The sequence below is a fragment of the Paenibacillus sp. BAC0078 genome, from assembly GCF_054483875.1.
This window is the reverse complement of record NZ_JBTLRW010000039.1, coordinates 1-10781: the sequence shown is the minus strand read 5'-3', so window position 1 is coordinate 10781 and position 10781 is coordinate 1. Positions and strand designations below refer to the sequence as shown.

The 10781-nt window shown below is 49.6% G+C and carries 8 protein-coding genes and 1 pseudogene; 2 read left to right on the top strand and 7 right to left on the bottom strand.

Annotation, left to right across the window (positions count from 1 at the left end; translation table 11 throughout):
- Window positions 1-105 precede the first annotated feature (105 nt).
- Window positions 106-732, bottom strand: a pseudogene (locus ACX1DY_RS31255) (helix-turn-helix transcriptional regulator); the annotation flags it as partial.
- 186 nt (window positions 733-918) lie between these two features.
- Here ACX1DY_RS31255 and ACX1DY_RS31250 point away from each other — a divergent pair.
- Complete coding sequence (locus ACX1DY_RS31250; protein WP_458968017.1) at window positions 919-1326, top strand: hypothetical protein; 408 nt, start codon at window positions 919-921, stop codon at window positions 1324-1326.
- Window positions 1327-1372: 46 nt separating this feature from the next.
- Here ACX1DY_RS31250 and ACX1DY_RS31245 read toward each other — a convergent pair whose 3' ends face one another.
- The 6 genes from ACX1DY_RS31245 to ACX1DY_RS31220 all read right to left on the bottom strand — a co-directional run bounded on the left by ACX1DY_RS31245 (window position 1373) and on the right by ACX1DY_RS31220 (window position 9279).
- Window positions 1373-2569 (bottom strand): ATP-grasp domain-containing protein, encoded by a 1197-nt coding sequence (locus tag ACX1DY_RS31245; protein ID WP_458968016.1) that lies wholly within the window; start codon window positions 2567-2569, stop codon window positions 1373-1375.
- Between the two features lie 83 nt (window positions 2570-2652).
- On the bottom strand, window positions 2653-3318 hold the full coding sequence (locus ACX1DY_RS31240) for a helix-turn-helix domain-containing protein (protein ID WP_458968015.1): 666 nt from the start codon (window positions 3316-3318) through the stop codon (window positions 2653-2655).
- Window positions 3319-3507: 189 nt separating this feature from the next.
- Window positions 3508-4140: a guanylate kinase gene (locus ACX1DY_RS31235; protein WP_458968014.1), complete on the bottom strand. Its 633-nt coding sequence runs from the start codon at window positions 4138-4140 to the stop codon at window positions 3508-3510.
- 174 nt (window positions 4141-4314) lie between these two features.
- Entirely contained in the window at window positions 4315-7101 is a 2787-nt protein-coding gene (locus tag ACX1DY_RS31230) for a glycoside hydrolase family 3 C-terminal domain-containing protein (protein WP_458968013.1), read from the bottom strand.
- A 328-nt stretch (window positions 7102-7429) separates the two neighbouring features.
- The gene (locus ACX1DY_RS31225; protein ID WP_458968012.1) at window positions 7430-8557 is read right to left on the bottom strand and encodes a saccharopine dehydrogenase family protein; all 1128 of its coding nucleotides are present in this window, start codon (window positions 8555-8557) and stop codon (window positions 7430-7432) included.
- Window positions 8554-9279 carry a class I SAM-dependent methyltransferase gene (locus ACX1DY_RS31220; protein WP_458968011.1) on the bottom strand — a complete coding sequence of 242 codons (726 nt, stop codon included), beginning with the start codon at window positions 9277-9279 and terminating at the stop codon, window positions 8554-8556. Before ACX1DY_RS31220 ends, ACX1DY_RS31225 begins: the two co-directional genes overlap by 4 nt.
- A gap of 121 nt (window positions 9280-9400) precedes the next feature.
- Here ACX1DY_RS31220 and ACX1DY_RS31215 point away from each other — a divergent pair, with 121 nt between their 5' ends.
- Window positions 9401-10471: a helix-turn-helix transcriptional regulator gene (locus ACX1DY_RS31215; protein ID WP_458968010.1), complete on the top strand. Its 1071-nt coding sequence runs from the start codon at window positions 9401-9403 to the stop codon at window positions 10469-10471.
- Window positions 10472-10781 lie beyond the last annotated feature (310 nt).

Here is a 10781-nt window from a genome sequence, read left to right as displayed (position 1 = left end):
CGCAGGGCATCTATTCTCCAATAACGGGAGAATAGATGCCCTGCTGTCTTTTTACTGCTACTCGAATAAGTATGGGCTATTTTCATTTGTAGAAAGTCTACTTATGAGACAGCCCCTTTGTCCGTTCTGGTAGAACCAGCCCGCTGTCTGGCCGATTTGACCAGGAAGCGTATGGTGCGACATGCTCTCCAGCGTTCCCGACACCTCGTCGCAATCATGGCCGTGCTCCCAGAACTGGCCGTAATTGTCCACGTCCGTATCCCAGATCCCTATGAATTTATGGGCCGGTATACGCTCGATCTTGATTTCCGCTTCCTGTAAATGCACCTGTCTCATTTTATCCCGCTCCTTGATCAGATAGTGATAAGGGGAGAACACTTCAGCGCGAATCGCCAGCGGAATGGGCCGGGGCGCTTTGCGGTAGGCACGGGGGGTAATCTGAAAAGCCTTCACAAACGCCCGCGAGAACGCCTCCTGTGAGGAGAAGCCGAACTTCACCGCAATATCCAGAATCCGGGCATCCGTATCACGCAGCTCCAGCGCGGCGCGGCTGATCCTGCGCATCCAGGCATAATCCCGCAAAGTCACCCCGGTCAGCGAGTGAAACTGCTTCGTGCAGTAGTACGGCGAGTAGCCAAGCTGCTCGGACATTTTCAAAAGCGAAGGCACAGCGGCAAGATCCCCCTCGATCCAGTCCACCATAAGCTGAACCATTTCATTCCATTCGTACACGTCGCGTCCCCTCCTTTCCCTATTGATCTTAGCAGAGGGAATAACTGGAGTTTTGACTTGAATTGCAATACTTCAAGGATAGACCTCTATTCCATTTCCTCAGCCAAAATAATTTTCCTATTCGCACAAGCTCCACTCTAATCCCTGAGTAATATGAAGTAAATATAACAACGAGGTGAATGACATATGGGACAGCCAACCAAGATCCGCAAGCGGGCAAAGGAGCTGAAGGGCCGGCCAGTCTGCATTACGCTTCATGACGGACGTTCGTATGTAGGATATATAACCGGACTCCAGAAGGATGTATTGATCCTCTCCAGACCAGCAACAGGCAGGACATCACGCAAAAAATCACCCGCCCGTTCGCGCAAAGCCGAAGTCTCCGCATTCATGCCGCTTCTCGGATCGTTCTTTGGAGGAGCGGGTGCAGGTGCTGCCGGGGGAGGACTAGCAGCAGGCCTCAGCAGCGGCCTACGCTTCATAGGATTCATGCAAAAGGCGATGCCAGTGATGAAGATGGGCTATGGTATGATCAAAACCATCCGGCCTTTCTTTAACGGACTTAAGGGGTTAATGGGCAACAGCAGCGAATAGACTTGTCATGCATGTGGCTAGAATGAGAATCGTTTTGCCGCCTATATCAAACTAATTTCTTTATTGTCTCCGGTGATACGCTATAATTTTGCACTGCAATATTTGCAATATACTTTACTTTATGTGGATTTACCAGCAGCCGAAATAGAACAGACACAAGAGGAATAATGCTTAGCGGGTCTTGAAATACTGGCGTCAATACCTCAACGCTATCTTTTAAGCAGCCGCTTAAAGTTATACATTTTCCAAGCATTCTAAGCAACGCTACTCTGCTTTTTGTCCTTTCTGCAGTTCCTAGTAAAAGTGCCATTGTACTATGGGTCTTTACACCGGCTCTCCCAATTAACAATTGTCGGGGGAGCTGGTTACCAGAAGCTAAATGGATAAGGATTTCAGGAAAATTCACTCCAGCTCTCTCTGCATTTGCAGGTTCCACCATACGTGGATTACATTCGATATAATACGGCTTTTCATCTTGGTAGATAAAATCCAGTGTTAAGCCTCCATGCCAATTTAAGTGTTTTCCAATTTTACTTATGTCGTCTCTAGTTTGAGGATAATCTACACTTAATCTGGCAGCGGCTGAACCGCCTGCACCAACACCCTGTTGGATAGAGGTATGCACAGCTACCATAACACCATGATTGAATACCGCCTGCACTTGACCGTATTGGCCATTGATGTTTTCCTGTGCCATTAACTTGTTATCACTAGAGCAAAGACAACTTAGGATTTCTTCTTTTTCAGAGGAATTATGTACCTTATATACAGAACGTCCAGCGGTTCCAAAGTCTGACTTAATCCAATATGGAAAAGGCAAGTCAATCGACTCGCCTTTATTAATCAACAGCCAGCAAGGTTGTGAAATTTGCAGCTCGTCGGCCAATTCAGCAAAAGCGACCTTGCCCTGAACATTTTGGAATGATTCAGAGGAAGCAACTGCAACCGGCATATCTGCAGGCAAATGGTTTTCTCCTTCTGCAAACAACCAGGCTTCTTCATGGGTTGGTAAAATAGCTAGATATTCTTGGGAACCTGCTAAGTCTGATACTTGGCTCAAGTATTTCTTTGGTTCTTCATTCAGATTTATAGTTGAAATAACTTTATGCCTCCATATGCTGAACGCAGAAATAGGAAATTTGGAGGACGATAAGACATCAACAATATAACCATGATTCCTTAGTACAGTTATTGTTTCTCGTGAAGTAAGGCTTGACCCTTCAGATAACAGTATTTTTCTCATATCAGTTTACCTCTTTCTTATGAATGAATAGTTCATTCATTAATCAATAATATAAAATAGGGCTAATAAGGCCCCATTTCATATTATATTTTATAGGCCGGAATAAGATTATCCAGAACAACTTCTTTTGCTACAATATGAGGAATATCCATTGTTTCAAAGGAATTATAATGTATGTCCATCCCCCATCGGGCAAGTGTTTCAATAATATGATGTACAGTATATTGCGGATACTTCGTTTTGCGTATATAACCATTTTCCATATAAGCTGTAATATACTGCATCATCAATGCAAAAAAACGTGTACGGTAATCTCTGTAATACGTAGCCAAAGTATCAAAATCATACTGATTTTTTTCGATAAATAAAATCCAAATTGCATAACGCGAGACAAGATCAAAAGCATCCGATATCAGATGTTCAAATGTATAGTCTTTTACCCCAGCTGCTAGATGTCGGGAAAGCTCATTGAGCACATCATTATGTTTCTGTTCGATTTCTTCCTCCAAATTAATAAAAATGTTATCGGTAATTGGACGTTCAAATTGTCTGTCCATAAAGTCAGGAGATATTGTGCATTTCAGTACAAAGTGGGCGATTTCCTTCTTCCCTGTAAAGTCCAGATAAATGGTGCCTACGGAAACACCAATAGCCTTGGCTATATGAGTTATCTGTGTTTTAGAATATCCCTGCATTATAAACAGTCGGCTGGCTGCTGCATATATTTCTTTTAGCCGTGTATTTTCCATAAGCCCCCCTGAATGAATGATTCATTTATAGTTTATATAATATTATCTTAATCTCTTTGTCAAGTAGCAATCTAACACGTTCATTTGCAGCCCCCTTTTTTACGCCCGATATTCCTGACAAAGTAAGAAAAGACACCACTTGAGGTGTCTTTTGTGTGTAGGGCTGATTATGTTCCGCCAGTCTGCGGCCTATATTCTCGTCTGCACGAACTCCTTAATTTTCTGGAGCGTCACTTCAGGGTCCATACTCTGCAGCAAAAACTCCGATTCTCTTTTGTAGGCCACTTGCTCTGTATAATTTCCCAGGTATTCATCTATGATGGCGAACGGTACGCCTTCCCGCTCCAGCCGAAGCTGGATATCATTTTTCGTCACGTATATAAAGACCCGCAAGGCGTCCTCGCCGTATTTCTCCCGGAATGCCTTCGCTCCTTCATGATTCACCACAACAATGACAGCTTTGTGCTGCTCAAGGCCTTGTTCAAGCTCCTGCACTGCAATTCCGTAACGTCCCCGCTCCAAATGGACCGTCTGGAAAAATGCATTCTTCTCCGCCATCGCCTGAAACTCCCCGTCAGAGATAAAATGATAATTCTCCCCGTCCTGCTCCTGCGGGCGAATCACACGTGTCGTATAAGGGATCACATTGGGAATTCCAAGTGAAGCACTGAGCTGCCTGGCAATGCTTTTACGCCCCGAACCGCTTGTTCCGGTGATGATAATGATCTTGGGACTAGGGGATTCTATTCCCGTCTCAGCAGGTTGGTTCACAGTCTCCTGTTCAGTCGCCGATGCTTTGGATGTTTTCAGCCAGTTCCACATTGCTTCTCCCGTGTGCCTGTGCAAGCTTATGCGAGCAGCACCGGGATTCACCTCCTTCACATGCAAGCTATACTTAACTAATTCGACAGAAATCTCCAAATCCCTCTATGAACACAAGCAAAAAGACACCCCATGAGGTGTCCTTTGCGTCTACTGTGCAAAACTTCAATTTGCTTACACCTGTTTGAATTCGATCCAGTCGATCTGAAGTCCCGGCTTCACGAAATCCAGTTTCAGCTCATACAGACCCGCTTCCAGGTTGATCTTCACAAGCTTCTGTCTGATCCATCTGCCATCGGTGCCGTTCGTCTGAATGGTTGCCATCATCTGACCGTTCAGGGTCACATTGCATGCACTTTGGGCCAATTCCGTTTCCGTGGACATGATACCCACAATAATCCGGTACTCACCCGCTTGTTCCACTTTCACGAAGGTCGATCCGGCAACATCAGGCTTCACCTGTGCATTCTCAGCCAGAGATTGCGCCAGTTCTGCCGAAAGGGTAGGATTCGCCTTGAAGCTCTCTACCGTTTCCTCACTTACATGCGGTCTGGAGAACACCGGCGCGTTCATGATGAACCGGCAAATATTCATGGCAGAGCGCTGCAGCTCTCCCCGGGTAAGCGTGCCATTTTCCAGGGATTCCATGATATTATCATCATAAGCGTTGACTTCTGCACCGTAGTTGCTGACAACCATGTAGAGGTCATTCTGCGCACGGACCATCCAGTTCATATACTTGCGGTCCGCCGGTCCTCCATTGACAACATCGTTCATAATGGCCCACCAGTCGGTCATCACGATGCCTTGGAAGCCCCATTCTCCGCGCAGAATTGTGGTGTTCAGGTCGTAGCCCGAAGCTGCCCAATGCCCGTTAACCGGGTTATACGAGGTCATGATCGAGTTGGCGCCGCCCTCTTTGACCGCAATCTCAAAGCCCTTCAGATAAATCTCCCGCAGGGCACGTTCTGACAGGACGGCATCCACCTTGCTGCGGTGCTTCTCCTGGTTGTTGCAGGCGAAGTGCTTCAGGGTAGCGTTAGAGCCGCCTTTCATAATCCCCCGCGTGCACGCTGCTGCAAAAACCCCGGAAATCAGCGGGTCCTCGGAAAAATACTCAAAGTTCCGTCCATTCAGCGGACTCCGGCGGATATTCAGCCCTGGTCCAAGCAACGTATCCACGCTGTTTCCGACCAGCTCCCGGCCTTCCATCACATACAGCTCTTCTACCAGCTCCGCATTCCAGGTTGCCGCAAGCAGGGTTCCAATCGGAACCTGAGTCGCCTTGTGCCCGCTGTCCATCCGAATCCCGGAAGGGCCGTCTGCCGTACATGCTACCGGAATTCCGTAGCTGAACAGCTGGTCGCTTACTCCGCCAAAAGCCGAAGCCGTACCCGGTGTAACGAGCGGGCTGCTCATCCCTTCACCTCTGACGATGACTGCCAGATCCTGATCGCTGAGCTGGGCGATGAAGGTCTTCATCTCCACTTTCCCATCATATACATCTCTCAAGGTATGGCCTTGATTGCCGGTCTGCGTAAGCGTTTCGGGCAGATTGCTCTCAATCCGTTCTTTCATAGAAACCTTGCGCGTCGGCGCTTCGACATAGAGCAGTTCATACGAACCGTCTTCCTTGCGGGCACCCGGCTTCATTCTTGTGAAGCTCTCGGTTGGCGCTAGCGCTTCCTGAAGCTGCCCCACCACCTCAAGAGCTTCCAGCACATAGCCGCTGCGGCCCTCTACCGCGATTTCCACCACCTGCTTGATGCTGTTTCCCACATACAGGCGGTAGGTTCCGGCTTCCAGCACATAAGCGGATGGATGCCCGGTCACACCGGCGTCGTCATAGGAGGCCATCGAATGAATCGGGAAGCTCACGGTGAGCTGCTGCGACTCTCCCGGCTGAAGGACACGGGTCTTCACGAAGGCTGCGAGCGCTTTGGCCGGCTGTCCTAGCTTGCCTTGCGGCGCTTCGTAATAGACCTGTACAACCTCTTTTCCGGCAAAAGCATTTCCCGTATTCGTTACGGTTACAGCGATCTCGGCAAATTTCTTTCCATCCCGGCTGACCAGCTTGGCTTCTTCCGGCTTGATAGTGAATGTAGTATAGGATATCCCGTAACCGAATTCGAAATGAACCTTTTCCGGGCAAAATGTCTCAAAATACCGGTAGCCCACATAAATATCTTCCTGATATATATTTTTGAATTCATTGCCATAATTGCGGGTTGAAGGGTAATCCTCAATAGAATAAGCAATCGTATCGGTCAATTTCCCGCTTGGCGTCACTTCTCCGGCCAGTACGTCGGCAATGGCATTGCCGCCCTCCATACCGCCATGCCAAGAATAGATCACACAAGGGATAGGGTGCACGTAGCTTTTATCATCCAGCCAGCTCATATCAATAATATTCGACACATTCAGCACGATGATGGTTTGCTCAAAATAAGCCGTTACCTGCTTCAGCATCATTTGTTCATCCGCTGTTAATTGGTAGCTGCCCGGCGCGTCGGCATTATCCTGATCTTCTCCCGCCGTCCGTCCAATCACGATGATCGCCTTGTCTGACTTGGCTCTCGCCTGAGACACCAGCTCATCTGTTAAAGGCATTTCCTTCTGGTGCCACGGCTCTGCCGCCCAAGCCCCGCCGCCATTGTCAAAGGGATTGTGCTCTATCCACTTCTCATATACTGCCGCCAGCTCTTCATTGACTGCAAGATTCTTCTTGCTGCGCAGCCCGTCCAATAAATTGGTCGTATACGAGACATGCACGCTGCCGCCCGAACCTGTGCCGCTGCGGTAGTAATTCACCTGGGTCCGGCCAAAAATCGAAACGGTTTCACCGCCACGCAGCGGCAGAACCTGTCCGTCATTTTTTAACAACACCGCACCTTCTGCGCCAACGGTCCGGCTAAACTCTGCAAATCCTTCGAGTGGAATTCCAAGACTCTGTGTACTCAACTTTGATTTCCTCCTGAATGTCATTTCCTTATCCATATCCTACTATAAAGAATCTACTTTCAAGAATCAAAGGTAATGTGGTCTATACAAACTGAACTTGAGATTTAAACAAATCGGGATTTGGCCGTGACTGCGGGGAATGTTTGGACTTCCGGCCGCTGTTATGTTTGGATTTCCTGATTTTATTCCGCTGGCCGCGGTAGAAATCCAAACATAGCTTATGCTTCCGTAGCGAGCTTTCCTTTGGAAAGCTTTCAGGCGGACGCTATCGCTCCTACAGTTCCAAACTTCCCCTCCATCACTTCTCCCTTTTGGTGATTTTTCAAGTTCAATCTGTATAGGGGTGCCGGGACCAGCACTGTAGACCTGTGATTTCCTCGTACATACCCGCATCCTCTTGCCCTGGCAAATAGAGCGATATGCGGTCTTCGCCGAGCCGTACCCGGAGCAGTTGCTCCAGGTGATAGATTCCCGGTGTGCCATAGCCATTGCTGTACACAGTCCCGGCGGCAATCGCAGCTACTTGGGCTGTAATCGTAGACTCCCGGAAGCCTTGAATCACATATTCTGAGGTTACCGCAGCCCCATTCTTCAGGCCCCTCGCCTCTACCTTAATGGCATAACGTTCAGTGCCCAAGCGGATTTTGCCAAAAGAAAGCACAGTCGCCTTGCGGAAACGCCTATGCCCGAGCCATTTAAGCAACCCCAGCTTCTGAAGCGCTGCTATGCCGGATGTCGCGGTTCTGGAATCGAAGCATAAGCGGGTCGAGACCGAGGGGATGCCCAGCGTCTGCGGCAGGATCTGCTGGTCTGAGAACGGGAAGCGGTAAGTCCGGCGTTTCCCGAGGTCTGCGCCCCAATCCGTTCTTTTGGCATCCGTGAAGCTGTCTGCTCTGACGGCTGTGCCATTCTGCATCACCTCAAATTGTGCAGCAAGGTTGTCAACGGTCCATTCGATGGCCGCCTGGCCGTGACTGTCTCCCAGCCCAAGCAGAACGGCTATATCCAGTTGCTGTACCTTATCCATCGACAGATTGGCTTCACCCGCAAGCAAATTGGTCAGCCCCGGTGCCAGTCCGACACTGAGCAGCGCGGTGGCTCCATACTTGTTGCCGGACTGGGCGAGCCGCGCCATTTTACCAAAAAAAGCGAGATTCGCCGTCACATCTATATAATGAATTCCCGCGATCAGACAAGCCTCTGCGAAAGAACTGTCCTGCTGATCCAGGCACATGACAACCAGCTTCACATGACGCATTTTGTCTGCGGAGAAGGCTTCGGCAGCATCCATTTGCAGAGGTTTGACTCTGCCTCCGGTGCTCCTGCAGAACTGCTCGGCGCGTTCCAGGCTTCTGCCTGCCGCATAGACGGCGCCCGGAAATCTGGCGCTCAGCAGTGTGCAGATTTGCGCTCCCACATGGCCGTAGCCGCCAATCACAACAATATCTGTCCTCATTCCCCGCAGCCTCCTTTAACCGCCATCCATCCGTCAATCAGGTAGGAGCCGAAGTATCTGGTCACAGTAGTGAAGCCCGCTTGCCGCAGCAGCATTTCCATCTCTTCAGCCGGAAGCGGATAAGAGGTCACACCAAACGATTGTTCAAATCGTTCCCAGTCCTTCAGGTCAATCCCGTTATTCAACATATGAAGCTTCCATCCTGCCATCTGCAGGGACCAAGCCGGGGAAGCTGTATCGCCATTGATGGCAGAGATAAACAACGGAGCACCCGCCTCCAAATGTCCGGCAATCGTCTGAAGAAATGCAAGCTTCTTCTCCCGCCCTTCCACAAAATGCAGCACCAGCATACAAGTTGCAGCAGCAAACGGTCTGCTGCTCTTCCATGCAGCAAGTTCACAATGATGGAGCTGAGCACTTTTCTCCACACCTGCTTCGGTGATACGCTTCTCTGCCGCCTGCAGCATCCGCTTGGAGGTATCTATCCCGCTGAATTTCCAGTCCCGATGCTTCCGGGCCAGCGTCAAAATCTCCTGCCCTCCGCCTGCGCCAACCACCAGCACCTCCGGGCCAAATCGCTCCTTGAACAGCGCTGTCAACAGCGTATCCATCAGATCGTACTGGAGCTGATAGCCTGGTATTTTGAGAGCTATATTATAGGAATATTGATCAGCCGCCGCCTGCTCCCAGGGACTGTCCGTATTACCCGTGTAATCTTCCATCGAAATTCCCTCCGTTGTGATGATCGGATGCCATCATATATAATAAGAACTATTCTCAATTATCAAGACTGGGCAGCAAATACACCATCCCACATTTATGGGATTTAGAAGGGGCCGTATCATGAAAGAAGCATCTACTACGATTACTAGACTTCTTCAGGAGCTGGATCAGGAGCTGTCATCCCTGATGTACAGAGAGATCATGTTAACAAGGCTAAGAACTGTACTGCCCTTTGATGCGGCCTGCTGTACGACCGTCGATCCCTTAACGATGCTCACCACGGGCGCCATGACTGAACAGGGGCTTGAAGCCATTCATGGCAATCTTCTGGATAATGAATATCTGCACGACGACTACAACAAGTTCACAGATCTGGCAGAGGCTCCGGTTCCTGCTGGGTCCTTATGGGAGGCAACCGCCGGACAGCCGATGCGCAGTCTTCGTTACCGCGAGGTGCTTCACAAGGCAGGATTTGGTGACGAGCTGAGGGCGGTGCTTAAGGCCAGAGAGGGTTGCTGGGGGTTTCTGACTTTGTTCCGCATGAAAGACAGCGGCCCTTTTCGGCCGGAGGAGATAACACTGATAAGCGAGATTGGCCCCTTAATAGCCAGCCAGTTAAAAGCAAAAGCTCTAAGCCGGATGCCTGTCCCTGGTTCTGAGCAGCCGCTGGAGGAAGGCATCATAGTGCTTAACGAGCAGCTCATTCCAGTAAGCCTTAATTCCGGCGGGAAATATTGGCTGAACAAGCTGCAGCTTATGGAGCGTCAGACGCAGCAAGCTTTGCCCGGCCCGATTCGGGTGGTGAGCTTAAGAGCGTTAGCCGAGGAGAAGATTCCAGCCCGTGGTCTTCCGGCAGCCAAGCTGTGTTACCGTGCCGAGGATGGACAATTCCTGACGCTTACAGCCAGCAAGCTTGAGGGACCTTCCGGCCTTATTCAGCTTGCGGTTTCTTTTGCGAAGGCCATGCCCTCAGACCTCCTTCCCCTGATCACCGAGGCATACGGCCTTACGGAACGCGAGAAAGAAATCGTCGACCATCTGCTAACGGGAAAATCCACCAAGGAGCTTGCCCAGAGCCTCCACATCTCTGCTTATACGGTACAGGATCATCTGAAATCCATCTTCGCCAAAGCTGGCGTCAGCAGCCGCAGGGAGCTTATTTCGCAGCTAAACTCACACAGATTTTTTTGAACCCCTGCGTTCAAAGTTTCAAAAATAAATGATTTCGTAAGCATTCACCCTATTTACCGGATAACTGAGCGTTATTTCTAACCGAACCACCCCACCTTGCTCCAACAACGGCATTTCTGCTGTTATTTCTAGCCGAACTCCCCTACCTCCCTTCAACAACGGCATTTCTGCCGTTATTTCTAACCAAACCAGATGGCGTAAAGTAAGTTGTGTACCAAGATTTGGAGCCTAGCCAGGCAACAAAAAAGTAGGGTATCCTCGGGATTGCGAAACCACCAAGGAGGAACCCTACTCGATGACTATTGTACCC

Excerpts from the sequence above, each read along its gene's own strand:
- ACX1DY_RS31250 (WP_458968017.1), top strand. The coding sequence starts at position 919 with ATGGGACAGCCAACCAAGATCCGCAAGCGGGCAAAGGAGCTGAAGGGC.
- ACX1DY_RS31245 (WP_458968016.1), bottom strand. The coding sequence starts at position 2,569 with ATGAGAAAAATACTGTTATCTGAAGGGTCAAGCCTTACTTCACGAGAA.
- ACX1DY_RS31240 (WP_458968015.1), bottom strand. The coding sequence starts at position 3,318 with ATGGAAAATACACGGCTAAAAGAAATATATGCAGCAGCCAGCCGACTG.
- ACX1DY_RS31235 (WP_458968014.1), bottom strand. The coding sequence starts at position 4,140 with ATGTGGAACTGGCTGAAAACATCCAAAGCATCGGCGACTGAACAGGAG.
- ACX1DY_RS31225 (WP_458968012.1), bottom strand. The coding sequence starts at position 8,557 with ATGAGGACAGATATTGTTGTGATTGGCGGCTACGGCCATGTGGGAGCG.
- ACX1DY_RS31220 (WP_458968011.1), bottom strand. The coding sequence starts at position 9,279 with ATGGAAGATTACACGGGTAATACGGACAGTCCCTGGGAGCAGGCGGCG.
- ACX1DY_RS31215 (WP_458968010.1), top strand. The coding sequence starts at position 9,401 with ATGAAAGAAGCATCTACTACGATTACTAGACTTCTTCAGGAGCTGGAT.